This window comes from Streptomyces callyspongiae (assembly GCF_047200695.1).
Taxonomy (GTDB): domain Bacteria; phylum Actinomycetota; class Actinomycetes; order Streptomycetales; family Streptomycetaceae; genus Streptomyces.
In genome coordinates this window covers 24,572-47,911 of record NZ_JBJZOM010000017.1, presented here as the reverse complement: position 1 = coordinate 47,911, position 23,340 = coordinate 24,572, and the positions used below count along the sequence as shown (strand labels likewise).

23 protein-coding genes are annotated in these 23,340 nt (G+C 72.8%); 7 read left to right on the top strand and 16 right to left on the bottom strand.

Annotated features, from left to right (window positions below; all coding sequences use genetic code 11):
• Nucleotide 1: 1 nt before the first annotated feature.
• Complete coding sequence (locus tag ACL06G_RS17135) at nt 2-757, bottom strand: alpha/beta hydrolase (protein ID WP_412787330.1); 756 nt, start codon at nt 755-757, stop codon at nt 2-4.
• 118 nt (nt 758-875) lie between these two features.
• Between ACL06G_RS17135 and ACL06G_RS17130 the strand changes: the two genes are divergently transcribed.
• Together ACL06G_RS17130 and ACL06G_RS17125 are read left to right on the top strand one after the other, a co-directional pair.
• Complete coding sequence (locus ACL06G_RS17130) at nt 876-2,009, top strand: adenosine deaminase (protein WP_412787329.1); 1,134 nt, start codon at nt 876-878, stop codon at nt 2,007-2,009.
• A 180-nt stretch (nt 2,010-2,189) separates the two neighbouring features.
• Nucleotides 2,190-2,591 carry an ATP-binding protein gene (locus ACL06G_RS17125; RefSeq protein WP_412787328.1) on the top strand — a complete coding sequence of 134 codons (402 nt, stop codon included), beginning with the start codon at nt 2,190-2,192 and terminating at the stop codon, nt 2,589-2,591.
• A gap of 38 nt (nt 2,592-2,629) precedes the next feature.
• On the opposite strand, the gene ACL06G_RS17120 is transcribed toward ACL06G_RS17125, so the two are convergent.
• The 5 genes from ACL06G_RS17120 to ACL06G_RS17100 form a co-directional block, all read right to left on the bottom strand.
• Nucleotides 2,630-2,827: a PspC domain-containing protein gene (locus tag ACL06G_RS17120; RefSeq protein WP_412787327.1), complete on the bottom strand. Its 198-nt coding sequence runs from the start codon at nt 2,825-2,827 to the stop codon at nt 2,630-2,632.
• 96 nt (nt 2,828-2,923) lie between these two features.
• Entirely contained in the window at nt 2,924-3,478 is a 555-nt protein-coding gene (locus tag ACL06G_RS17115; RefSeq protein WP_412787326.1) for a VanZ family protein, read from the bottom strand.
• A gap of 81 nt (nt 3,479-3,559) precedes the next feature.
• Entirely contained in the window at nt 3,560-4,171 is a 612-nt protein-coding gene (locus ACL06G_RS17110) for a hypothetical protein (RefSeq protein WP_412787325.1), read from the bottom strand.
• On the bottom strand, nt 4,168-5,772 hold the full coding sequence (locus ACL06G_RS17105; protein WP_412836261.1) for an ATP-binding protein: 1,605 nt from the start codon (nt 5,770-5,772) through the stop codon (nt 4,168-4,170). The genes ACL06G_RS17110 and ACL06G_RS17105 overlap by 4 nt, the downstream gene beginning before the upstream one ends.
• A gap of 13 nt (nt 5,773-5,785) precedes the next feature.
• Nucleotides 5,786-6,463, bottom strand: a complete 678-nt coding sequence (locus ACL06G_RS17100; RefSeq protein WP_412787323.1) for a response regulator — start codon at nt 6,461-6,463, stop codon at nt 5,786-5,788.
• A 198-nt stretch (nt 6,464-6,661) separates the two neighbouring features.
• On the opposite strand from ACL06G_RS17100, the gene ACL06G_RS17095 reads away from it, so the two are divergent.
• On the top strand, nt 6,662-7,465 hold the full coding sequence (locus ACL06G_RS17095) for a SigE family RNA polymerase sigma factor (RefSeq protein ID WP_412787322.1): 804 nt from the start codon (nt 6,662-6,664) through the stop codon (nt 7,463-7,465).
• Nucleotides 7,466-7,660: 195 nt separating this feature from the next.
• On the opposite strand, the gene ACL06G_RS17090 is transcribed toward ACL06G_RS17095, so the two are convergent.
• Entirely contained in the window at nt 7,661-8,332 is a 672-nt protein-coding gene (locus ACL06G_RS17090) for a uridine kinase family protein (protein ID WP_412787321.1), read from the bottom strand.
• 176 nt (nt 8,333-8,508) lie between these two features.
• Here ACL06G_RS17090 and ACL06G_RS17085 point away from each other — a divergent pair, with 176 nt between their 5' ends.
• Nucleotides 8,509-8,946, top strand: a complete 438-nt coding sequence (locus ACL06G_RS17085) for a hypothetical protein (RefSeq protein ID WP_412787320.1) — start codon at nt 8,509-8,511, stop codon at nt 8,944-8,946.
• Between the two features lie 81 nt (nt 8,947-9,027).
• On the opposite strand, the gene ACL06G_RS17080 is transcribed toward ACL06G_RS17085, so the two are convergent.
• The 3 genes from ACL06G_RS17080 to deoC are packed head-to-tail and all read right to left on the bottom strand — an operon-like array spanning nt 9,028 to nt 12,342.
• Complete coding sequence (locus ACL06G_RS17080) at nt 9,028-9,894, bottom strand: aldehyde dehydrogenase family protein (protein WP_412787319.1); 867 nt, start codon at nt 9,892-9,894, stop codon at nt 9,028-9,030.
• A complete protein-coding gene (locus ACL06G_RS17075; RefSeq protein WP_412787318.1) occupies nt 9,887-11,320 on the bottom strand; it encodes an aldehyde dehydrogenase family protein in 1,434 nt (477 codons plus the stop codon). Before ACL06G_RS17075 ends, ACL06G_RS17080 begins: the two co-directional genes overlap by 8 nt.
• Nucleotides 11,321-11,325: 5 nt before the next feature.
• Nucleotides 11,326-12,342 carry a deoxyribose-phosphate aldolase gene (gene deoC, locus ACL06G_RS17070; protein WP_412836283.1) on the bottom strand — a complete coding sequence of 339 codons (1,017 nt, stop codon included), beginning with the start codon at nt 12,340-12,342 and terminating at the stop codon, nt 11,326-11,328.
• Nucleotides 12,343-12,451: 109 nt separating this feature from the next.
• Here deoC and ACL06G_RS17065 point away from each other — a divergent pair, with 109 nt between their 5' ends.
• Nucleotides 12,452-13,102 carry a PH domain-containing protein gene (locus ACL06G_RS17065; RefSeq protein WP_412787317.1) on the top strand — a complete coding sequence of 217 codons (651 nt, stop codon included), beginning with the start codon at nt 12,452-12,454 and terminating at the stop codon, nt 13,100-13,102.
• Between the two features lie 59 nt (nt 13,103-13,161).
• On the opposite strand, the gene ACL06G_RS17060 is transcribed toward ACL06G_RS17065, so the two are convergent.
• From ACL06G_RS17060 to ACL06G_RS17040, 5 genes are all read right to left on the bottom strand, one after another.
• Complete coding sequence (locus tag ACL06G_RS17060) at nt 13,162-13,809, bottom strand: class F sortase (RefSeq protein ID WP_412787316.1); 648 nt, start codon at nt 13,807-13,809, stop codon at nt 13,162-13,164.
• A 104-nt stretch (nt 13,810-13,913) separates the two neighbouring features.
• The gene (locus ACL06G_RS17055; RefSeq protein ID WP_412787315.1) at nt 13,914-14,735 is read right to left on the bottom strand and encodes a DUF4397 domain-containing protein; all 822 of its coding nucleotides are present in this window, start codon (nt 14,733-14,735) and stop codon (nt 13,914-13,916) included.
• Nucleotides 14,736-15,265: 530 nt separating this feature from the next.
• Entirely contained in the window at nt 15,266-17,026 is a 1,761-nt protein-coding gene (locus ACL06G_RS17050) for a phospho-sugar mutase (RefSeq protein ID WP_412787314.1), read from the bottom strand.
• A gap of 168 nt (nt 17,027-17,194) precedes the next feature.
• Nucleotides 17,195-18,013: a purine-nucleoside phosphorylase gene (locus ACL06G_RS17045; protein WP_412787313.1), complete on the bottom strand. Its 819-nt coding sequence runs from the start codon at nt 18,011-18,013 to the stop codon at nt 17,195-17,197.
• Nucleotides 18,014-18,152: 139 nt separating this feature from the next.
• A complete protein-coding gene (locus ACL06G_RS17040; protein ID WP_412787312.1) occupies nt 18,153-18,590 on the bottom strand; it encodes a gamma-glutamylcyclotransferase family protein in 438 nt (145 codons plus the stop codon).
• Nucleotides 18,591-18,742: 152 nt separating this feature from the next.
• On the opposite strand from ACL06G_RS17040, the gene ACL06G_RS17035 reads away from it, so the two are divergent.
• Both ACL06G_RS17035 and ACL06G_RS17030 read left to right on the top strand, forming a co-directional pair.
• Nucleotides 18,743-20,188, top strand: coding sequence for an NAD(P)H-quinone dehydrogenase (locus ACL06G_RS17035; RefSeq protein WP_412787376.1), 1,446 nt, complete (start codon nt 18,743-18,745; stop codon nt 20,186-20,188).
• Between the two features lie 104 nt (nt 20,189-20,292).
• The gene (locus ACL06G_RS17030) at nt 20,293-21,207 is read left to right on the top strand and encodes a DeoR/GlpR family DNA-binding transcription regulator (protein WP_412787311.1); all 915 of its coding nucleotides are present in this window, start codon (nt 20,293-20,295) and stop codon (nt 21,205-21,207) included.
• A gap of 89 nt (nt 21,208-21,296) precedes the next feature.
• Here the strand turns inward: ACL06G_RS17030 and ACL06G_RS17025 are convergent, their stop codons facing one another.
• Nucleotides 21,297-23,069: an acetyl/propionyl/methylcrotonyl-CoA carboxylase subunit alpha gene (locus tag ACL06G_RS17025; protein ID WP_412787310.1), complete on the bottom strand. Its 1,773-nt coding sequence runs from the start codon at nt 23,067-23,069 to the stop codon at nt 21,297-21,299.
• Between the last annotated feature and the right edge of the window lie 271 nt (nt 23,070-23,340).

Here is a 23,340-nt window from a genome sequence, read left to right as displayed (position 1 = left end):
TTCAGCGCCGCAACGAGCGGCCGAACCCGGTGGCCAGCGGCATCCGCAGGCCGAGCGGCGGCGGGGCGGCCATCGCGTCGGTGAGGGGGCGGCTGAAGTCGTCCTCGCAGAGTGTGCCGAGGACGAAGTCCTCGGCGAGAGCAGCCACTTCGTGGCGGTGGTGGTAGAGGGCGTGCCCGTCGGTGTGCACTTCGAAGCGGGAGACGTCGGCGTTCACCTTCTTGGCGCGTTCCGCCAGCCGGAAGGACAGTTCGGGGTCGCTGTGCGCGTCGTCGGTGCCGTGCACCAGCAGCACGCTGCGGCCGACGAGTTGGCGTACCGGTTCCTCCTCGGCTTCCGGCAGCCAGGGCGCGAGGGCGAGTACCGAGGTGACGGCGGGGCAGCCCGCGGCGCGCAGGGCGGCCCGCCCGCCCACGTCGCTGCCCGCCAGGCACACCGGTACGTCGCCGTAGCGGCGGACGATCTCCGCGACCGCCCACTCCGCGTCCGCCGCGGGGTGCGCGGCCGAGCCGTTCCACCCCCGATAGCGGTAGCGGACGACGTGGGCGACGAGTGCGGCGTCGCGGCCGGTGCGGGCGAACCTCCGGGCCAGTGGGAGCATCGCTGCGGCCGCTACCGGCGAGGGGCGGCGCGTGCTGTGGGCGGTCCCGCCGGGCAGCAGCAGGACGACCCCGCCGACCGAGCGGCTCTCGCCCATCGGCCGGCCCAACTTCGCTTCTCTGCGCGGCACTCGGCTGGGCGACGCGTGCTGAGTCATGGCCCCACCCTTGCAGAACGGGCCGCGGCGGGCCGCCAAGTGGAGCACCTCTGCACCGGTCGTTCGCACTTCACGGGCGGGCATAGCGGTCTACGCGCGTAGGGGCTAGAGTACGAAAATGACGAGCGAGACACCCCTCACCATTCCGACAGCGGAGCAGATCCGCAGGGCGCCCAAGGTTCTGCTGCACGACCACCTCGACGGCGGGCTGCGCGCGGCGACCGTCATCGAGCTCGCCCGTGAGACCGGTTACGAGGGGCTGCCGGAGTCCGAGGACGCCGAGCGGCTCGACGCCTGGTTCCGGGAGGCCGCCGACTCCGGCTCCCTGGAGCGGTACCTGGAGACCTTCTCCCACACCTGTGCCGTGATGCAGACCCGTGAGGCGCTCACCCGGGTCGCCGCCGAGTGCGCCGAGGACCTCGCCGCGGACGGCGTCGTCTACGCGGAGGTGCGCTACGCGCCGGAGCAGCACCTGGAGGGCGGCCTGACCCTGGAGGAGGTCGTGGAGGCCGTCAACGAGGGCTTCCGCGAGGGCGAGCGGCGCGCCCGCGAGGCCGGGCGGCGCATCCGGATCGGTGCGCTGCTGACCGCGATGCGGCACGCGGCCCGCGCGTTGGAGATCGCGGAGCTGGCCAACCGCTACCGCGACCTCGGTGTCGTCGGCTTCGACATCGCAGGAGCCGAGGCGGGCCACCCGCCGACCCGTCACCTCGACGCCTTCGAGTTCCTCAAGCGGGAGAACAACCACTTCACCATCCACGCCGGTGAGGCCTTCGGCCTGCCCTCCATCTGGCAGGCCCTGCAGTGGTGCGGTGCGGACCGGCTCGGCCACGGCGTCCGCATCATCGACGACATCCAGGTCGACGACCACGGCACCGTGAAGCTGGGACGCCTGGCGTCGTACGTGCGCGACAAGCGCGTCCCGTTGGAGCTGTGCCCCTCCTCGAACCTGCAGACCGGTGCCGCCGCCTCCTACGCGGAGCACCCCATCGGACTGCTGCGGAAGCTCCACTTCCGGGCCACGGTGAACACCGACAACCGCCTGATGAGCGGCACCACCATGAGCCGGGAGTTCGCGCACCTGGTGGACACGTTCCGCTACACCCTCGACGACATGCAGTGGTTCACCGTCAACGCGATGAAGTCCGCGTTCATCCCTTTCGATGAACGTCTCGCCATGATCAACGAGGTGATCAAGCCGGGTTACGCCGAGCTGAAGTCGGAGTGGTTGTTCCACGACGCCGCGAGGTGAACCGCTCCGACCAGGGGTTCCGCCCGTGCGACCGGGTACTTCCGGTGGACTTTCCCCGCCGTTCCTCCCGGGGCCGACACGCCCCGGGGGAGCGGCGGCTCCCTGTTTGCGGGTGATCCACGGGCGTGGCTACGTTCGCCGCACCGCTCGAAGTCCCCCAGCTACAGGACGTGGCCACTCATGAAGCACGGAACCCTCAAGACTCTCGGCGTCACCGCGCTCGGCGCCGCCTTCGCCGCTTCCGGCGCCGGAGCCGCCTCGGCGGCCGATGCCGGGACGACGGTGGAGACGGCCTCCAAGCAGTTGCTGGCGGCCCCGCCGGTGCAGGAGGCGACCGGTGGCGGCGACTCGGTCGGCAGGATGCCGACCAGCCAGGACGAGGCCGTCGCGCCCAGCATGGCGGAGGACGTCGCCGCGGCCGAGGGCGACGACGGCGCTGCCCCGCAGAAGCTGCTCGGCGGCCTGCCGATCGCCGGACAGCTCGCGGGGAACGGCCTGCCGACGGACACCGTCACCGACGCGGTCGGCGGCGGTCTGCCCACCCAGGGCCTTCCGCTGGGAGGCGGCCTCCCGCTGGGCTGAGCCCGGCACCCGCTGCGCCGGCGCCGGGCGCGCGCCCGTCACCAGGACGGCTCGCGCTCGGCGTTCGGCAGCAGGATCCACAGCGCCAGGTAGATCAGGAACTGCGGCCCCGGCAGCAGACAGGAGACGACGAAGATCACCCGCATCGTCGTCGGCGAGATGCCGAAGCGGCGGGCGAGCCCGGAACACACCCCGGCGATCATGCGGTTGTCGCGGGGGCGGGTGAGTGCGGTCATGAGGCGGCTCCCATCTGCGAAGGTTCCCGGTGACGGCGTTCGCTGCCGCGAGCCGTCGCTTTCACCGTAGGAGCGCATCGGCCGGAGCGCCTCACGCTACGGGGCGACCCCGACCCGGGAGCTTCTCGGGGTTCGACCCCGCATTCCCTCCTCCCGCAGATCGAGCCGGGGGTCCTTCCGGTGTCGGTCCCCGCCCAGCAGGCGCGACCGCAGCGGGAGGTAGAGCACCAGGTGTGCGAGGGCGATGCCCGCGGCGTTCAGCATCACCGCGTCCAGGGTGACGACCGCGCCGGGGGCCACACTCCGCAGCCCCGCACACCCCAGCGAGAACAGTACGCCGGCCGACACGGTGCGCAGCGCGGTGGAGACGGGCGGACGGTGCAGCCGTCCGGTGGCCAGCGGGAACAGCACCCCTACGGGAGCCAGCAGCAGCAGACCGCCCCCGATGCTCTGCATCGCCTCCAGGGGCCCTGCGGCCAGATCGGCCTGGATCGTCGCGAAGGGCCGCAGGTTCGAGGGGGATACCCACGGCACCGACCGCGGCCGCAGCGTCAGCCAGCCGACCGTGAGCAGATGCACCCAGAGCAGGACGAGCGCCGCCGCCCGGATCCGGGCGGCCCGTCGCGTCCCACCGGGGTCTTGAGCGTGCACGACCTCAGGGACGCCGCCCGCCCACCGCCGGTTCCGCGCCGTGCGCGTGGCGCGGGTCTCCTCCGGGCACCTGCCGTGCCGTCATCCCCGGCCGACCCGTTCCCCGGCCGTCGGTGCCGCGTTTCCGTGATTGCGCAACGCCGAGGTGCACGGCACCCGCCGCGGCGGCCCGCTCCCGGCCGGCCCTCCGACGATCACCTCGTCGCCCACCGCGGCCTCCGACTCCGCCAGCGTGCACACGATCTGGGCCAGGGCGAACACCGGCAGCTCCGCGGGCGGGGTGCTCAGCCGCAGGGTGCCGGGCGGATCCGCGGAGGTTCCCCCGGTGATCCGGAGCGTGCGGGGGACGTTCGTGTGGAAGCCCGCCGCCCGCTCCGTGGCATCCGGCCGTGCCGTCAGAGCCTCCACGAGCGCCGCCGCGACGGCCGTCCGACCCCCGGGCAGCGGCACGGAGCGCTGCACCGGGCTGACGCGGGAGCCGCACACCAGGTAGACGCGCACTACGGTGTCCTGCGGGTCCGGTGCCGGTTGCGCCCCGCCCGGCAGCACGCAGGCGATGCGTGAGGGGGCGGCGCCCGCGTCCACGGGCACCGAGGTCGGCTGGATGCCGCAGCCGCACAGCGCCAGCGCCCCGGCGGACAGCAGTGCGGCGGCGCGCCGCCGTGGGCCGCGCCGGTGGTGACGTCGCGTCATCGGGTGCCCTCCTCGCCGTTCGGGTCCCGCGGCCGCCCGCCGTCCCCGCGGCGGTGCCGCTCGCCGCCGTCCCGGGATTCGGCGAGCGCGCTGGCGTCGCGGGGCAGTCGCAGCGTGAAGACCGCGCCCTCGCCCGGCTCCTCGCTGTTGCGGGCCTCGATGCGGCCGCCGTGGATGTGCGCGTTCTCCAGCGCGATGGACAGGCCCAGGCCGCTGCCCTCCGAACGCGGCCGGGAAGCACTGGCCTTGAAGAAGCGGTCGAAGACGTGCGGGAGCACGTCCGGCGGTATGCCCGGACCGTGGTCCGCCACCTCGATCACCAGCTCGTCGCCCGCCGTGCGTGTCGTCGCGGGGACGACGCGCACCGATACGCGGACCGGGGACCCCCCGTGTTTGAGGGCGTTCCCGATCAGGTTCGCCAGGACGACGTCGAGCCGCCGCGGATCCAGCCGGGCCATGATGCCCCGGTCGGCGTCCAGCTCGACCGCGTCGAGCCACGCCCGCGCGTCGATGCAGGCGGTCACCTGGTCCGCCACGTCCACGTCGTCCAGGACCAGGCGGGCCGTTCCTGCGTCGAAGCGGGTGACCTCCATGAGGTTCTCGACCAGGTCTCCCAGCCGCCGGGTCTCGCTCACCACCAGCTGCACCGCCGGGGCGATCATCGGGTCGAGATTCTCCTGCTCCTCCTCCAGCACCTCGGTCACGGCGGAGATGGCGGTCAGCGGGGTCCGCAGCTCGTGGGACATGTCGGCGACGAAACGACGCGAGGACGCCTCCCTGGCGCTGAGTTCGGCGACCTTCTTCTCCAGGGACGCCGCCGTGGCGTTGAACGTCCGCGACAGTTGGGCCAGTTCGTCCGTGCCCGTCACCCTGAGCCGGGTGTCGAGCTTTCCCTCGCCCAGCCGCCGGGCCGCGTCGCCCAGCCGCCCCACCGGGCGCAGCACGGTGGTGGCGGCAGCCTGCGCCAGCAGCATCGCGCCGATCAGGGCCAGCGCCGTCGCGATCCCCAACGACCACCCCAGCGAGCTCAGATCGTCGCGCTCCGGTGCCAGGGACTTCAGCATGTACCCGCGGGGCGAGGGTTGTTCACCGATCAGTTTCGCGCCCCCCACCAGGAACGGCTCCTCGTGGCGGACGACGCGCTGCCAGTACAGGTGGTACGGGTAGGCGTTGCCGGAGTCGACCTCGCGCCGCCGCAGCACCGCGCGCCGCAACGCGCCGGGCACGTCCGCTGCGGCGAAGCGCTTCGGTGCCGAGGCCGCCCGGCACAGTCCACCCTCGCGTCCCCGGCCGAGCAGCACCACCTCGTAGTCCTGGGTGCTGCCCGCCATCCGGCCGGCCGCGTCGCGCAACTGCGCGCAGTCGTACTCCCGCGGCAGCTGCCCGACGTTGTCCTCCATCGCCTTCCGGAAGTCCTTCAGCGAGGCGTCCTGCGCCCGGGTGAGGACCGCGTCCCGGTTCAGCCAGTAGGCGATGCCGGAGGCCGACACGGCCGCGGCGAGCGCGACCAGGGCGAAGACGACCACCAGGCGCAGGCGCAGCGTCGGCAGCAGGCCCGCGAGGCGGCCGCGGAACCGGGCGAATGCGGCGCTGCCCCTCACAGTTCGGCGTCCTTCACTGCGGCGCGTCCAGCCGGTACCCGACACCCCGCACCGTGCGGATCAGGGTCGGAGCGGACGGTACGTCCTCGACCTTGGCGCGGAGCCGCTGCACGCACGCGTCGACCAGCCGGGAGTCCCCCAGGTAATCGTGCTCCCACACCAGGCGCAGCAGCTGCTGCCGCGACAGGGCCTGTCCGGGACGGCGGCTGAGTTCCAGCAGCAGCCGCAGTTCCGTCGGCGTGAGCTGGAGGTCCTGGCCCTCCTTGGTCACCGTCATCGCCGAACGGTCGATGACCAGCGAGCCGAAGGTCGCCGAATCGTTGGTCTCCCGCTCCCCGCGCCGCATCACCGCCCGGATGCGGGCGTCCAGCACCCGCCCCTGCACCGGTTTCACCACGTAGTCGTCCGCGCCCGACTCCAGACCCACCACCACGTCGATGTCGTCGCTCCGCGCGGTCAGCAGGATGATCGGCAGTTGGTCGGTGCGGCGGATGCGGCGGCACACCTCGAAACCGTCGATACCCGGCAGCATCACGTCCAGCACGATCAGGTCAGGGCGCTGCTCGCGCAGCATCCGCAGACCGTCCTCGCCGGACGCGGCGGTGACCACACGATGCCCCTGGCGGGTCAGGCTCATCTCCAGGGCTGTACGGACCGCGTCGTCGTCCTCGATCAGCAACAGGAAAGGCACACGCGCCATTCTGTCCCATGCGCACCGCGGACTTCGACCACATGTCGGGCATCCCGTGCCCCCGTCGGCGCGCGGACGGGACGCCACGACGTCTGTGACACGCCTGTGACAGACGGGGGACTCCCCGATGAAACTGGCCCGGCAGTGTATTCCCCAGTGAGGCAGGCGAACGGCCCGCACCGGAGAGGGAGGCGCGCGATGAGCACTCTGCACAGCACGAGGAACCGCAACTCGGTGGTCACCACGCGACTGCACACCCCGGCGGTTCCCGCGAACCGTGTCGCGGAGAAGCAGACCGCCGTGAACGGTCGCGGCTGCCACCCCGGTGCGCCCCGTACCGCGGGCCGTGCGGCGGCGGACGGCTGCTTCCGTCCGGGGCACGCTCCGGTCGTCGAGGAACGCGTGGGCCGCGCACCGCAGGTGGAGAGCCGGGAGCCCGCGTCCCTGCCGCGCGGTGGGGAGAAGCGCCGCGACAGTGCGGAGGCGGAGTTCACGGCGTACGTCCGCGAGCGCCGCGCCTCGCTCTACGCCACCGCCTACCACCTCACGGGAGACCGCTACGAGGCGGAGGACCTGCTGCAGAGCGCGCTGTTCTCCACCTACCGCGCCTGGGACCGCATCACCGACAAGTCCGCGGTCGGCGGCTACCTGCGGCGCACCATGACCAATCTGCACATCAGCGCCTGGCGCCGCCGCAAGCTGAACGAGTACCCGACGGAGGAGCTTCCGGAGTCCCCGTCGGCCGACCACGACGCGATGCGCGGCACCGAACTGCGCACCGTGCTCTGGCAGGCACTGGCCCGCCTGCCGGAGACCCAGCGCACGATGCTGGTGCTGCGCTACTACGAGGGCCGCACCGATCTGGAGATCGCCGACCTCATGGACATCAGCGTCGGCACGGTGAAGAGCGGCATCTGGCGCTCGCTGCGCCGGCTGCGGGACGACGAGGTGCTGAGCTTCGGCCGCGACCGGGACGAGAGCTTCGGCGAACTGGTCGCCTGAACCACCGGGCCCGAGGGGGGCCGGGAAGAACGGGGGAACAGGGGGAACAGGGGGAACAGGGGGGACGGGGGAAACACGGGGGATACGGGGGAACGCGGGTGCGGCCGGCCGGGGGGTTCGGCCGCGCCCGTCCACGTGCCTCCGCGGCGCCGCCTCACCGGTCCGTCGGTCCTGTCGGCCCCGACTCCGTCGCTCTCAACGTCGGATGCCGCGCCGCGCGGTGGACTGCGTCCGGTCGCCCGCGCGCAGTCCCGCGATCCGCCCCAGCGCCTCGTCCCGGGCGCAGGCGTACGCCCCCAGACCGCGGTGGCGTGCGACGATCCCCTCCTCGGCGCGCATCAGGGTCCAGCCCCGGCGCACCAGGAACGGCACCGACTTCCTGCCTTCGCGCATGTCGCGCAGCAGCCGCCGGCGGAAGGTCGTGAACGGCCGACCGCGCAGGCATATCGCGTCCGCCAGCAGGTCGGCGTGTGCGCAGCGCCGGGCGATGTCGGCGGCGAAGATGCCCTCCGCGACGAACAACGACGCCCCGTCCAGGCCGAAATCCGAGGCGCCGATGCGGGAACTGGTGGCGATGTCGTAGCGGGGCACCGTGGTGCGCCCGTTCTCGCACAGTGCGCGGACGGCCTCCAGCGCGGCGTCGGCGTCCCACGAGCCGGGCGCGTCCCAGTCGGTTGCGCCGTCGGGCAGTCGCGGAAGGGACGGGTCGTCACCCTCCTTGTAGAAGTCGTCGAGGCGCAGCACCGGCAGTCCGGTCCGCGCCGCCAGCCGGGTCTTCCCGGCGCCGGACGGGCCGGTCAGCAGGATCACCCGCGCTGCGGCGGGTCCGTCGGACGAGTGGCTGCGGGAGGGGGCGCTGGTGGTCACGGGAGCCCATTCTCACTCATGCGGGCCATGCGGGTGCCGCCGCGTCCGGTGCTGATGCACACACCTGTGCAACGGTGCCACGTCAGGGTGAATCGCCGACGGTTCCGCGGGTCGGGCGCCCTGCGCATACTACGCTCGGTGGTTGTTTCGTGACCCGTGATCAGGTAGGTGTATCCGTGACTTCCCGTCCCCGCCACGCACGCAGGAAGGAGCCCCGCCGCGCCCAGGCGATCCTGCGCGTCGGGCTGACCGTGACCGCCGTCGGCGCCGCCGTGGCCGGAACGGCCGGTGCGGCGAACGCCGCGGAGCCGAGCAAGGTGGAGACGCCCCTGGGCGACTTCGACACCTCGCTGGTGCACCAGCCCGCCGAGACCCTGGACTTCGCTCTGGACCACGGCGCCGGCGGCGCGCTGGGCCCGGTCTCCGACCTGCAGCTCGACCCGCTGGCCGGCACCGGATCCGACCCGTTGGCCAACGGGGTCGGGACGCAGGTGGCCGACTTCGAACCGGTCGGCACCCAGGCCGTGACCGGGCCGCTCGCCTCCGGTGCGTCGCTGAGCGAGCTTCCGGTCGTCGGCGAGGCGACCGGTCTGCTGCCGGGCACCCGAGCCTGAGCGGCGCCGTCCGCGGCGGGGGCGCGGACAGCGGTGGGGCCGGAGGCTGTGCCTCCGGCCCCACCGCGTCTCGTGCGCCGGTCAGACGCCCATCGGGTGCCAGACCGTCTTGGTCTCCAGGAACGCCGTCATGCGCTCGATGCCCGGGTCGGCCGCCCAGTCCTTCACGGCCGCCGGGCGCAGTACCCGCTTGAGGGTCTCCGCCGCGGCGACCTCCAGTTCGCGGGCCGCGTCGGTGTCCGCACCGGCCAGGTCCATCGCGTTGACGTCGCTGTGCGAGGCGAGCGGGGTGCCCAGCTCCGACACGGAACCGGTCAGCACGTTGACGACTCCGCCCGGCACGTCCGAGGTGGCGAGCACCTCCGCGAGCGACAGCGCGGGCAGCGGGGCCCGCTCCGAGGCCACCACGACGACGGTGTTGCCGGAGACGATCGCCGGCGCCACCACCGACACCAGGCCCAGCAGCGAGGAGCCCTGCGGCGCCAGCACCGCCACCACACCGGTGGGTTCCGGGGACGACAGGTTGAAGTACGGGCCCGCGACGGGGTTCGCGCCGCCCGCGACCTGCGTGATCTTGTCGGCCCAGCCCGCGTACCAGACCCAGCGGTCGATCGCGGCGTCGACCTGCGCGGCTGCCTTCGACTTGGACAGTCCTTCGGCCGCGGCGACCTCCGCGACGAACTGGTCGCGGCGTCCCTCGAGCATCTCGGCGACCCGGTAGAGGACCTGGCCGCGGTTGTACGCCGTCGCCCCGGACCAGGCACCGAACGCCTTCCGCGCCGCGGAGACCGCGTCCCGGGCGTCCTTGCGGGACGCCTGCGGGGCGTTGGCCAGCCAGTTGCCCTTGGAGTCGGTCACCTCGTACACCCGTCCGCTCTCGGAACGCGGGAACTTGCCCCCGACGAAGAGCTTGTACGTCTTGAGAACACCCAGTCGTGCGTCAGACATCGAGGTAGGCCTCCAGACCGTGGCGGCCGCCCTCGCGGCCGAAGCCCGACTCCTTGTAGCCGCCGAACGGCGAGGTCGGGTCGAACTTGTTGAAGGTGTTGGACCAGACGACGCCCGCGCGGAGCTTCGAGGCCATCTTCAGGATGCGGGAGCCCTTCTCCGTCCACACGCCCGCGGACAGCCCGTACGGCGTGTTGTTCGCCTTGGCGACGGCCTCGTCCGGCGTGCGGAAGGTCAGGACGGACAGCACCGGGCCGAAGATCTCCTCCCGCGCGATGCGATGCGCCTGCGACACGTTGGTGAACAGCGTCGGCGCGAACCAGTAGCCGGACGACGGCAGCTCGCATGCCGGGGACCAGCGCTCGGCCCCCTCGGCCTCCCCGGAGTCGGCGAGTTCGGTGATGCGGGCCAGCTGCTCGGCCGAGTTGATGGCGCCGATGTCGGTGTTCTTGTCCAGCGGGTCGCCGATGCGCAGGGTGGTCAGTCGCCGCTTGAGGGAGTCCAGCAGCTCGTCGGCCACCGACTCCTGCACCAGCAGCCGGGAACCGGCGCAGCAGACCTGGCCCTGGTTGAAGAAGATGCCGTTGACGATGCCCTCGACCGTCTGGTCGATCGGCGCGTCGTCGAAGACGATGTTGGCGCCCTTGCCGCCCAGCTCCAGGGTCAGCTTCTTCCGCGTGCCGGCGACCGTGCGGGCGATCTGCTTGCCGACGGCGGTCGAGCCGGTGAACGCGACCTTGTTCACGTCCTCGTGGGCCACGAGTTCGGCGCCCACCGGACCGTCACCGGTGATGATGTTGACGACGCCCTTGGGCAGGCCGGCCTGCCGGCAGATGTCGGCGAAGAACAGCGCGGACAGCGGGGTGGTCTCCGCGGGCTTGAGCACCACGGTGTTGCCGGTGGCCAGCGCGGGGGCGATCTTCCAGGCCAGCATCAGCAGCGGGAAGTTCCAGGGGATGACCTGCCCCGCCACGCCCAGTGGCTTGGGGTCCGGCCCGTAGCCGGCGTGCTCGAGCTTGTCCGCCCAGCCGGCGTAGTAGAAGAAGTGCGCGGCGATCAGCGGCAGGTCGGCGTCCCGGGTCTCCCGGATCGGCTTGCCGTTGTCGAGGGTCTCCAGGACGGCCAGCTCGCGCGAGCGCTCCTGGATCAGCCGGGCGATGCGGAACAGGTATTTGGCACGCTCCGAGCCGGGGAGCGCCGACCACTTCTCGAAGGCCCGCCGGGCGGCCTTCACTGCGGCCTGCACGTCCTCGGAGCCGGCCAGCGCGACCTCGGAGAGGACCTCCTCGGTGGCGGGGGAGACGGTCTTGAAGACCTTGCCGTCCGCGGCCTCGCGGAACTCGCCGTCGATGAACAGCCCGTAGTTCGGAGCGATGTCGACGACCGAGGCGGACTGGGGTGCGGGTGCGTACTCGAATGCAGACATCTCGATCAGTCCACCGTCACGTAGTCGGGGCCGGAGTAGTGGCCGGTGCTGAGCTTCTGGCGCTGCATCAGCAGGTCGTTGAGGAGACTGGAGGCGCCGAACCGGAACCACTCCGGGGTGAGCCAGTCCTCGCCGGCCGTCTCGTTCACCGTCACCAGGTACTTGAGGGCGTCCTTGGTGGTCCGGATGCCGCCGGCCGGTTTCACGCCGATCTGCACGCCGGTCGCGGCGCGGAAGTCGCGCACTGCCTCCAGCATGAGCAGGGTGTTCGGCAGGGTTGCGTTGACGGCGACCTTGCCGGTGGAGGTCTTGATGAAGTCCGCGCCGGCGAGCATCGCCAGCCAGGAGGCCCGGCGGATGTTGTCGTACGTCGACAGCTCGCCGTTCTCGAAGATCACCTTCAGGTGCGCCGCTCCGCCGTCCGTGCGGCGGCAGGCTTCCTTGACGGCCCGGATCTCCTCGAACACCTTCATGTAGCGGCCGGAGAGGAAGGCGCCGCGGTCGATCACCATGTCGATCTCGTCGGCGCCCGCGGCGACGGCGTCGCGGGTGTCCGCGAGCTTCACGTCGAGTGCGGCGCGGCCGGCCGGGAAGGCGGTGGCCACCGAGGCGACGTTGATGCCGGAGCCGGCGAGTGCCTCTCCGGCCGTGGCCACCATGTCCGGGTAGACGCAGATGGCGGCGACCCGGGGCGTCGTCCGGTCCGTCGGGTCCGGGTTGCGGCCCTTGGCGCACAGCGACCGCACCTTGCCGGGCGTGTCGGCGCCCTCCAGCGTGGTCAGATCGATCATGGAGATGGCCAGGTCGATGGCATGGGCCTTCGACGAGGTCTTGATCGAGCGTGTGCCGAGGGTCGCGGCACGGGCTTCGAGACCCACGGCGTCGACACCGGGCAGGCCGTGCAGGTAGCGGCGCAGTGCGGACTCCGACGCGGTCACGTCGGCGAACGCGCCGCCTCCCGGAAGGCCGTCCGCCGGTGGGGCGCTCGGGGCGTGAGCGGTGGGGTTCGGCGCAGAAGACATGGTCACCAGGGGAGCATATCTACACGCGTAGCGCCGTGCGAGTCCCGGGGTGGGGATCGATGCCGGACCGCAATCTCGGTCCCGGCCGTGATCAGGCACAATCGGCCCCATGACTTCGCAGACACCCCAGGCCCCGCCGGTGAGCGACCGGTGCTACAGGTCGCCCGCCGCCATGGCCGCGGGCGTGGCTCTGCTCGCGATCGCCGTCTGGCTCGGCGCCGACGCGCTGCTGCGCGGCACGGGGCATCAGATGCTGGTGGCGGCGACCGGCCTGCTGCTCGGCGCCCCGCTGGTGTACGCCTACACCCTGCGCCCGGCGGTGTTCGCCGGCAGGGAGCGGCTGCGGATCCGCAACCCGTTCCGCACCGTCACCGCCTCCTGGACGTCCGTGGACAGCATCCGCTCCGGCTACACCAGCGAGGCAGTCGTCGACGGGAAGACCTACCAGCTGTGGTCGATCCCCGTCTCGCTGCGCGCCCGGAAGGCCGCCATCCGGCACAATGCCCGGGTCCAGGCGGGCGGGAAGCCCGGGCGCGGCATGTTCGGCGTGGGGCTCTCGCAGTCCGTGACGGGAGAGGAGCACGAGAAGCAGGCGACCTCTGACACCGTCATCCACGAACTGCGGGAGATGGCCGAGAAGCACGGCGCCGACGGCACGGCCCCCGCCCCCGGGGCACCGGTCGCGGTGCGCTGGGCCTACGAGGTCATCGCCCCTGCCGCGGCCGGCGCCGCGGGGCTCCTCGCCCTCCTCCTGACCTGACCGGAGGGGGCGCGGACGGACCGCGCCCGCACCGCGCCCCCGACCCCGGCGCGCCGACTTCAGCGTCGCGGACCCGGGCGCCCCCGGGACTCGCGGGCGTGCGGCTTCTCCGGCCGACGACCTCGTTCGTCGGGGACTGCTGTGACCAGGAGGAGGCGCTGGTACCCGCCGCGTTCCGCGTCGAACGGTGGGGCGCAGGTGACCAGCACCAGCACCGGTGGACCCGAACCGCGGAAGATGCGGTGGGGGAAGGCGTTCCGGGAGACCGATCGGCGCGCCGTGATGCGGTAGTGGACGGCGCTGCCGTCGGCCGTGCGGACGAGGATCCGATCCCCCGCAAGCACGGAGGCGAGCGCGGCCAGCGTTCCCAGGCTCCCGGAGCGGGAGTCCACGTGCCCGACGAGGACCGCGGAACCGGACGCCGAGCCCGGGCGGGCGCCCGCCCGGTACCAGCCGACATCGTCGGCGTCGCTCGGGACGTCAAGCTGGCCCGATGCCGTGGTCCCGACCGGCACGACGGCAGCACGCACGTCCTGCCGGGGCAGTGACATTCGTACCGGTACGTCCGGTCGCCCTCCGACGCTCCCGGACCGACCGCCCCCTCGCTCGTGGCGCCCCGGAGAGACCGTCGAGCCGAAGTCGGAGGGCACGTTCTCGCGTGTGCTCGCCATGACCAGTGCGATGAGCGCAACGAGCAGGGCGGCCATCAGCGCCGTCCACCACACGACGGGGTGTCCGGACGTGGAAGAGCGGCTGTCGGGGCCGGTGCCGGAAGGGCCCGGCCCCGACAGCCTCGGCTCGCTGGACGGACTCACCGCCTGCGGTGCGCCAACCGGACGCCGGACAGGAGCACCACGAACGCCATGCCGCCCGCAAGGGCGTACAGAGCCGTGTCGTCATTGGGGGCGGCCGCTCCGGAACCACCTGCCGACGGTGCTCCCGGTGTACCGCCGCCGGCAGTGAGCGTTTGGACCTTGAGCGCCAGATTCTTCTCCTCGGCGCTTCCCCAGGCGTAGACGACCGTCGAGGCGCCGTCGGCGAGGTCGAGTTTCGCCGGACCGATCGCCACTGTGTCCGTGCCGGCGAGCGTCACGTCGGCGTTCACCGTTCCCGCCGGTACCTCTGCGGAGGCCTCGCCGGGGTTCTTCAGGTCCTTGAAGACGGCTTGGCCGTCGGCACGCACGTCCACGGCCGGAGCGGCTGCGACGTGGCGGACGGTCAGCCTCGACTTGCCTCCGGGAACGGAGGAGACGTCGTTGGCGTAGGCGTTCAGGGCAGGTTTTCCGTCTTCGGTGAGGTGCGCCACCACTGTGGCGTTGTCACCTCCGGCCACCTCGACCCGCTTCTCCACCACGGGATCGCCGGACGACGGCGAGGTGCCGGCGGGGAAGACCTCGATGTCGTAGGTTCCGGAGGGAAGCTGCAGCGGGTCGGTCAGCGTTCCGGGCCGGAAGTCGGACAGCAGTTCCTCGCCGTCGGCATAGACGTCCACCGGGGTGCCGGGGATGCCGTGGAAGACGGTGACCGTCGCGGTGTCCTCCTCGGCGGCGGCTGTTCCGGCGGAAGCGAGGGCGAGTCCCATCGCTCCGGACAGGGTGAGCGTGCACGCGAGACGCAGCGGGTGACTGGCCATGACACATCCTTTCCTCGGGGGCGCAGACGGTCGTGCCCGTACTGGTCGTGCAGGTGGGCAGCAGGGTCTGCGAGGAGAGAAGGGGGTGATGGGGGTGTGGAATGCTCTGCGGCCCGGGATCCCGGGCCGCGGCGGGCTGCAGCCGCTCTCGCACGATGCGGGCCGACCGGTTGGCGCACAACTGCGGTGGTCGAGGCCGCCACCCCGTGTCCGACGCCGCGGAACCGCTGCGAGCGGGCGGCAAGCGGCGGGAGGCGGTCTCGGCGCACTTCCCCCGGTCGGGTGACGCGCGACGGTTCGCGGCGGCGCCGTGCCGCGTTCACCCGCGTGTGCCCTCCGGCGCCGAGCGCGTGCTCCCGGAGGCGCCGGCCGGCCTGTCACGACCGGCCCGTCTCTTTCCCGAACGGCGTCCACCGGGACGGTCGCCGCTCTTCGTCACCGAGTTGCCGCCGACCGGCCTCCGGCAGGCCCACTGCGGCCGCGCCGGAGGCCGATCGGCCTGAACCCGTTCCGGTGCCCGGCGCGCCGGATCAGATGCCCGCCGCGGCGCTCATGTCCGCCGCCAGCCCGTCCAGCACCCGGCGGGCCTCGGCCCGTGCCCGCGGCAGTGCCGCCGCGTCGGGCACCGGAACGACCGCCTCCAGGTAGCACTTCAGTTTCGGCTCCGTGCCGCTGGGCCGGACCACGACACGTGCCGACCCGTTGCCGAGGCGGTACCGCAGGCCGTCCGTGGGCGGCAGTGCACCTGCCCCCTCGCGCAGGTCGTCGGTGGCGGTCACCGCCAGCCCGGCGAGCTGCTGCGGGGGGTCCGCGCGCAGCCGCTCCATCGCCCGTTCGATCAGGGACAGGTCCTCGACGCGGACGGAGAGCTGGTCGGTGGCGTGCAGCCCGTGCGCGACGGCGAGGTCGTCCAGCAGGTCGTCGAGCGTCCGGTCCTGCGTCTTCAGCTCGGCGGCCAGTTCGGCGATCAGCAGCGCGGCGGTGATGCCGTCCTTGTCCCGTACGCCGTCGGGGTCGACGCAGTAGCCCAGTGCCTCCTCGTAGGCGAAGCGCAGGTCCGGTGTGCGGGACAGCCACTTGAAGCCGGTGAGGGTCTCCTCGTACGGCAGGTGGGCCGCCTCGGCGATGCGGCCGAGCAGCGAGGACGAGACGATCGTCGTCGCGAAGGTGCCCTTGGCCCGCTTGTGCACCAGGTGGGTGGCCAGCAGCGCGCCGACCTCGTCGCCGCGGAGCATGCGCCAGCCGTCGCCGTTGTGCGCCGAGTCGTCCGGCACGGCGACGGCGCAGCGGTCGGCGTCGGGGTCGTTCGCGATCACCAGGTCGGGCCGCACCGCGCGGGCCGCTCCGAAGGCGAGGTCCATCGCCCCGGGCTCCTCCGGGTTGGGGAAGTCGACCGTGGGGAAGTCCGGGTTGGGCTCCGCCTGTTCCGCGACGGACACGGGGGCGGGGAAGCCCGCACGGACGAACGCCTCACGCACGGTGTCCGACCCGACGCCGTGCAGGGCGGTGTGCACCACCCGCAGCTCGCGGGCCCCGCTCTCGTCGAGGACGGACACGGCGCGTTCCAGGTAGGCGTCGACGATCTCCCGGCCCAGCACCTGCGGGCCGGTCTCCGGACGCGGTACGTCGTCGAGGGCGCCGACCGCGTCGATCCGGGCGGCGATCTCCGCGTCGGCCGGCGGGACGATCTGCGAGCCGCCCCCGGTCGCCGAGCCGGAGGGGTCCGCGCCCAGGTACACCTTGTAGCCGTTGTCGCGGGGCGGGTTGTGGCTGGCCGTCACCATGACGCCGGCGGCCGCGCCGAGGTGCCGCACGGCGAAGGCGAGTACGGGGGTGGGCAGTGGGCCCGGCAGGAGCGCGGCACGCAGGCCCGCCCCGGTCACGACTGCGGCGGTGTCCCGCGCGAACTGCTCGCTGTTGTGGCGTGCGTCGTAGCCCACGACGACGAGCCCCGGCCCGTCGTCCCCGTCGTCGGCATCCCCGGAACCGCCGAGGCCCTGGTCGTGGAGGTACGCGGCCAGGCCGGCGGCCGCGCGGACGACGACGGCGCGGTTCATCCGCATCGGGCCCGCGCCGAGCTCGCCCCGCAGGCCTGCGGTGCCGAAACGCAGCGTTCCGGAGAAGCGGTCCCGGAGCGCGTCGGTGTCCTCGGCGGCCAGCAGTGCGGCCAGTTCCTCCCGTGTCCGGGGGTCCGGGTCCTCGGCGAGCCACGCTTCCGCTTGGGCGATGAGGTTCTGCACGGACGGTTCCTGTCTCTCGCGGGCGCGCCGCCGGGCGGCGCGGGTGTTCACTCGGGCTCGGTGCGGGCCGTGCCGGGTGCGGCTCCGGCCGCGGTGGTCCGCCGGGAGGGTCGTGCGGTCATGATGCACGGCCCCGTGCCGCGGGGAAACGCACCGGTGCGGCGCGGCACCGGCGCGGGGAGCGGGGCGGCTGCCGCCGTCCGCGCCGGTGCGGGGGCGTCAGAGGCGCTGCAGGACCTGGGCGAGCAGCGAGCCCATCCGGCTGGCGGACGCGCGGCCCGCCTGCAGGACCTCTTCGTGGTTCAGCGGTTCGCCGGTGATGCCTGCGGCGAGGTTGGTGACCAGCGAGATGCCCAGCACCTCGGCCCCGGCCTCGCGGGCGGCGATGGCCTCGAGCACGGTCGACATGCCCACGAGGTCGCCTCCCAGCACGCGGACCATGTTGATCTCGGCGGGAGTCTCGTAGTGCGGGCCGGGGAACTGGACGTAGACGCCCTCGCCGAGCGTCTCGTCGATCTCCCGGCACAGGGTGCGCAGCCGCTGCGAGTAGAGGTCGGTGAGGTCGACGAAGTGCGCGCCGACGATGGGGGAGGCGGCCGTCATGTTGAGGTGGTCGCTGATCAGGACCGGCTGGCCGACGCGCATGTCGTCGCGGAGGCCGCCGCACCCGTTGGTGAGGACGACGGTCCCGCAGCCCGCCGCGACGGCGGTGCGGACGCCGTGGACGACCTGGGCGACGCCGCGGCCCTCGTAGTAGTGGGTGCGGCCCAGGAAGACCAGGGCGCGCTTGTCCCCGACCCGGTAGGAGCGGATGGTGCCCGCGTGGCCTTCCACTGCGGGGGGCGGGAAGCCCGGGAGCTCGGTGACGGGGAACTCGTGCTCGGGTTCGCCCAGGGCGTCGGCGGCGGGGACCCAGCCGGAGCCCATGACGAGCGCGACGTCGTGGTTGTCGACGCCGGTGATCTCGCGCAACCGCTTCGCGGCGGCGGCGGCTCTGTCGTGCGGGGACACGGCTTCGGTAGGCGCAGATGCATTCACCCGACGAGGGTAGCCTGAATGGGCCTACGCGCGTAGACGTGCCCCGGGGGCGAGTGGCCACCGCCACATCGCGGCGGCTCCGGCCGGCGGTCCCCGGCCGCCGTCGCGGTCCGCCCCGGCGCAGGGCCGGCGGGCCCGCTCAGCAGGGGCGTTTGCGGAGTTCCATGACGTAGTCGTGGGGGGCGCCGGCGGATTCCGCGGCGTCCGCGATCTCGCCGAGGTAGCGCGGTGAGGGCAGGCCGCCTTCGTAGCCGTTCAGCACGTAGCACCAGGCGGCCGCGTCGCCGTCCAGGGTGTGCACCCGCACCCGCATGCGGCGGTAGATGTCCAGGCCCACGCCCTCCCAGCGGTCCATCGCCTCCTCGTCCATGGGGGCGATGTCGTAGAGCGCGACGAACACCTGCGAGCGGGGGGCCTCCACCACGGTGGCGAGGGCTCCCTCCCAGCCCATGTGCTCGCCGCCGAAGGTCAGGCGCCACCCGTCGAGCCATCCCGTGCCGCGCAGCGGGGAGTGCGGTGCGCGGCGGGACATCAGCCGCGCGTCGAGGTTGCCGGCGAAGGCGGCGTAGAGCGACATGGCACGAGGGTACGGGAGGCACTCCCGCGCGGCACCGGACTGTCACGTGCCACAGCGTGCCGCAGCGCGCCCCCGTGGCAAGGGGCGCCGGAGCGCGGGGCCGGTGCGGCAGGCGGGCCCCCACCCGCCGCGGCACGCGGGCGTGCGGGACACTGGAGGGCGTGACTCGGATCGTGATCATCGGTGGCGGACCTGGCGGCTACGAGGCGGCGCTGGTGGCCGCGCAGCTCGGAGCGGAGGTGACCGTCGTCGACCGCGACGGTCTGGGCGGCGCGTCGGTGCTGACCGACTGCGTGCCGTCCAAGACCCTCATCGCGACCGCGGAGGTCATGACGAACTTCGACTCCTCGCACGAGGAGCTCGGCATCCGCATCGCGGACGACACCCCGCCCATCGAGCAGGCGGCCCGGGTGGTCGGCGTGGACGCGGGCAAGGTGAACCGGCGGGTCAAGCGGCTCGCGCTCGCGCAGTCGCACGACATCACCGCTGCCGTCACCCGCGCCGGTGGCCGGGTGCTGCGCGGCCGCGGGCGCCTGGAACCGCAGCGGGAGCCGGACGGCTCCCGCACGGTGACCGTCGTCTCGGAGGGCGGCGAGGAGACGCTGAGCGCGGACGCCGTGCTCGTCGCGACCGGCGGCCACCCGCGGGAGATCCCGGACGCGCGTCCGGACGGCGAGCGCATCCTCAACTGGACCCAGCTGTACGACCTCGAGGAGCTCCCCGAGGAACTGGTCGTCGTCGGATCCGGTGTCACCGGCGCCGAGTTCGCCGGCGCCTACCAGGCGCTGGGCTCGCAGGTCACCCTGGTGTCCTCCCGCGACCGCGTGCTGCCCGGCGAGGACCCGGACGCCGCGGCGGTGCTGGAGGACGTCTTCCGCCGCCGCGGCATGAACGTGATGAGCCGTTCCCGCGCCGCGTCCGCCAAGCGGGCGGGCGACGGTGTCGAGGTGGTACTGAACGACGGTCGCGTCGTCACCGGCTCGCACTGCCTGGTCGCGGTGGGCGCGGTCCCCAACACCCGGGACATCGGCCTGGAGGAGGCGGGAGTCCGGCTGACCGACTCCGGGCACATCTGGACGGACAAGGTCTCCCGGACCTCGGCCCCCGGCGTGTACGCCGCGGGCGACTGCACGGGCGTCTTCGCCCTGGCGTCCGTCGCCGCCATGCAGGGCCGCATCGCCATGTACCACTTCCTCGGCGAGACCGTGGTGCCGCTCAACCTGCGGGCGGTCTCGGCGAACATCTTCACCGACCCGGAGATCGCCGCCGTCGGCTACTCGCAGGCGGACATCGACGAGGGCCGGATCAGCGCGAACGTGGTCAAGCTGCCCCTGCTGCGCAACCCGCGGGCGAAGATGCAGGGAGTGCGGGACGGCTTCGTCAAGCTGTTCTGCCGCCCCGGGACCGGGATCGTCGTGGGCGGTGTCGTGGTGGCCCCCCGTGCGAGTGAACTGATCCACCCCATCTCCCTCGCCGTCGACGCCAGCCTCACCGTCGAGCAGGTCGCCAAGGCCTTCACCGTCTACCCGTCGCTGACCGGGTCGATCGGCGAGGCGGCGCGGCAGCTGCACACCCGCAAGGACGGCGACGGCAGCTGAAGGAGCCGGCGCCAATACCACGTTTCGGCGCGGGACAGGCGCAGTTCCCGAATATCGGGGCAATGCGCTGAAACCGGAGGCCGCGCGGCGTTACTGTCGGTTCCGTGTTCGCTGCAGAACGTCGCCAACTGATCCTCGAAATGGTGCGGGCCAACGGAGCGGTCTCGCTCCGGGAGCTCGCCCGCGTCGTCCAGACCTCCGAAGTGACCGTCCGGCGCGACGTACGGGCGCTGGAGGCAGAAGGGCTGCTGGACCGCCGGCACGGCGGTGCCGTGCTCCCCGGCGGGTTCGCCAGAGAGTCCGGCTTCCCGCAGAAGTCCCTCTCGGCGACCGCCGAGAAGACCGCCATCGCCGACCTCGCCGCAGGCCTGGTCGAGGAGGGCGATGCCGTGGTCGTCGGAGCCGGAACGACCACGCAGGAGCTGGCCCGCCGCCTGGCCCGCGTGCCGGGCCTGACGGTGGTGACGAATTCGCTGCTCGTCGCCCAGGCCCTGGCCCACGCCAACCGCGTCGAGGTCGTGATGACCGGCGGCACGCTCCGCGGGTCCAACTACGCCCTGGTGGGCAGCGGTGCCGAGCAGTCCCTCCAGGGGCTTCGGGTCACCCGCGCCTTCCTCTCCGGCAGCGGGCTGACCGCGGAACGGGGGCTGTCCACGTCCAACATGCTCGCGGCCAGCGTGGACCGGGCGCTGGTGCAGTCGGCGTCCGAGGTGGTGGTGCTCGCGGACCACACCAAGCTGGGCTCCGACACCATGTTCCAGACGGTGCCGACGGACGTGATGACGCGTCTGGTCACCGACGAACCGCCCACCCACGACGACCGGGCCGCGGGCGAACTCCAGGCACTGGCGGACCAGGGCGTGCAGATCGCCGTGGCCGGGGCCCAGTCCCGTCCCACGGCCGGTGGCAGGCGCGAACCCCCGCTGCCGGGCCAGCGGCGGACACACCCGGCGCCGCCGCTGCGGCCCGCCGACCATCCGCCCGGCGGCGCCCGCGTCGCCGATCTGCGGCGCTCCTGACCGGGGCACCGCCCTCCCGCTGCCCGGCCCCGCACCCAACCGCGCTTCCCGGTGCGGGGCCGGGCCCGCACCCGTCCGGCGGGGCGGAGTCAGTCCTTGATCTCGCAGATGACGGAGCCGGCGGAGAGCGACGCCCCCACCTCGGCCGTCAGGCCCTTGACGGTGCCCGCGCGGTGCGCGTTCAGCGGCTGCTCCATCTTCATCGCCTCGAGCACGACGACCAGTTCGCCCTCCGCGACCTCCTGGCCCTCCTCGACGGCGACCTTCACGATCGTGCCCTGCATGGGAGAGGCCAGCGCGTCGCCGGAAGCCGCCGAACCGGACTTCTTCGCCGCCTTGCGCTTCGGCTTCTTCGCTCCCGCCGTCGCCGCGGCGGGCGCCACCCCCATGGAGGCGGGCAGCGAGACCTCCAGCCGCTTGCCGCCGACCTCGACGACGACGGTCTCGCGGGAGCCCTCGGCCTCGTCGTCCCCGGTACCCGCGGGGGCGAAGGGCGTGATCTCGTTGACGAACTCCGTCTCGATCCACCGGGTGTGGACGTCGAAGGGCTGTCCCTCCCGGCCGTGGACCTCCGGCGCGAACGCGGGGTCCGCCACGACCACCCGGTGGAACGGGATCGCGGTCGCCATGCCCTCCACCCCGAACTCGCCCAGGGCGCGGGCGGCCCGCTGCAGTGCCTGCTGCCGGGACGCACCGGTGACGATCAGCTTGGCCAGCAGGGAGTCCCAGGCGGGGCCGATCACGGAACCCGACTCCACGCCGGCATCGAGCCGGACGCCCGGTCCCGCGGGCGGATCGAAGGTCGTCACCGTGCCGGGCGCGGGCAGGAAGTTGCGGCCCGGGTCCTCGCCGTTGATGCGGAACTCGAAGGAGTGGCCGCGCACCTCCGGGTCGTCGTAGCCGAGCTCCTCGCCGTCGGCGATGCGGAACATCTCCCGCACGAGGTCGATCCCGGTGACCTCCTCCGTCACCGGGTGCTCCACCTGGAGCCGGGTGTTGACCTCGAGGAAGGAGATCGTGCCGTCCTGGCCGACCAGGAACTCGCAGGTGCCGGCGCCCTCGTAGCCGGCCTCCGTCAGGATGGCCTTCGACGCCCGGTACAGCTCGGCGTTCTGCTCGGCGCTCAGGAACGGCGCGGGCGCCTCCTCGACCAGCTTCTGGTGGCGGCGCTGGAGGGAGCAGTCACGGGTCGAGACGACCACCACGTTGCCGTGCTTGTCCGCGAGGCACTGCGTCTCCACGTGACGCGGACGGTCGAGGTAGCGCTCCACGAAGCATTCCCCGCGGCCGAATGCGGCCACCGCCTCGCGGACCGCGGAGTCGTAGAGCTCCGGGACCTCCTCGAGCGTGCGGGCGACCTTCAGGCCGCGGCCACCGCCGCCGAAGGCGGCTTTGATGGCGATCGGCAGGCCGTGCTCCTCGGCGAAGGCCACGACCTCCTCGGCGCCGGAGACCGGGTCGGGAGTGCCCGCGACCAGCGGCGCCCCGGCCCGCTGCGCGATGTGACGCGCCGCCACCTTGTCGCCGAGATCACGGATCGCCTGCGGCGGCGGACCGATCCAGTTCAGCCCGGCGTCGATGACGGCCTGGGCGAAGTCGGCGTTCTCCGAAAGGAAACCGTAGCCGGGGTGGATCGCGTCGGCGCCCGAGTCCGCAGCGGCCTTCAGCACCTTCGCCACGTCGAGGTAGCTCGCTGCCGGGGTGTCGCCGCCCAGCGCGAACGCCTCGTCGGCGACCCGCACATGGAGCGCGTCCCGATCCGGCTCGGCGTAGACGGCGACACTGGCGATACCGGTGTCCCGGCACGCTCGGGCCACCCGGACAGCGATCTCGCCGCGGTTGGCGATGAGCACCTTGCGCACGATGACTCCCTACTTGGCGCTGCGCCGCAACAGAAGTGGACGGCGTGATTTTAGCTAGTGGTGACACCCCACGCCGAGTCGCTCACGGTGGTGAGCTTGCCCACACGGAGTGTGATCCGAGGGCATCCCGACCCCCGCCTTGCCTTGTCGTCCCACGGTACGCCGGGGGCAGGCGGATACCTGACGGCGGCGCGATGTGGGCGACGTCTCTGTCCGACTACTCACGACCGTCCCTCTCTTCTTTGTGGAATTCCCACTAACGAATCCCGTC

Coding starts and splice junctions, on each gene's coding strand:
- ACL06G_RS17125 (WP_412787328.1), top strand. CDS start 2,190: ATGAAGCACGGAACCCTCAAGACTCTCGGCGTCACCGCGCTCGGCGCC.
- ACL06G_RS17040 (WP_412787312.1), bottom strand. CDS start 18,590: ATGTCGCTCTACGCCGCCTTCGCCGGCAACCTCGACGCGCGGCTGATG.
- ACL06G_RS17065 (WP_412787317.1), top strand. CDS start 12,452: ATGACTTCGCAGACACCCCAGGCCCCGCCGGTGAGCGACCGGTGCTAC.
- ACL06G_RS17135 (WP_412787330.1), bottom strand. CDS start 757: ATGACTCAGCACGCGTCGCCCAGCCGAGTGCCGCGCAGAGAAGCGAAG.
- deoC (WP_412836283.1), bottom strand. CDS start 12,342: ATGTCTTCTGCGCCGAACCCCACCGCTCACGCCCCGAGCGCCCCACCG.
- ACL06G_RS17080 (WP_412787319.1), bottom strand. CDS start 9,894: ATGTCTGACGCACGACTGGGTGTTCTCAAGACGTACAAGCTCTTCGTC.
- ACL06G_RS17110 (WP_412787325.1), bottom strand. CDS start 4,171: ATGACGCGACGTCACCACCGGCGCGGCCCACGGCGGCGCGCCGCCGCA.
- ACL06G_RS17120 (WP_412787327.1), bottom strand. CDS start 2,827: ATGACCGCACTCACCCGCCCCCGCGACAACCGCATGATCGCCGGGGTG.
- ACL06G_RS17130 (WP_412787329.1), top strand. CDS start 876: ATGACGAGCGAGACACCCCTCACCATTCCGACAGCGGAGCAGATCCGC.
- ACL06G_RS17075 (WP_412787318.1), bottom strand. CDS start 11,320: ATGTCTGCATTCGAGTACGCACCCGCACCCCAGTCCGCCTCGGTCGTC.
- ACL06G_RS17060 (WP_412787316.1), bottom strand. CDS start 13,809: ATGGCCGCCCTGCTCGTTGCGCTCATCGCACTGGTCATGGCGAGCACA.
- ACL06G_RS17055 (WP_412787315.1), bottom strand. CDS start 14,735: ATGGCCAGTCACCCGCTGCGTCTCGCGTGCACGCTCACCCTGTCCGGA.
- ACL06G_RS17095 (WP_412787322.1), top strand. CDS start 6,662: ATGAGCACTCTGCACAGCACGAGGAACCGCAACTCGGTGGTCACCACG.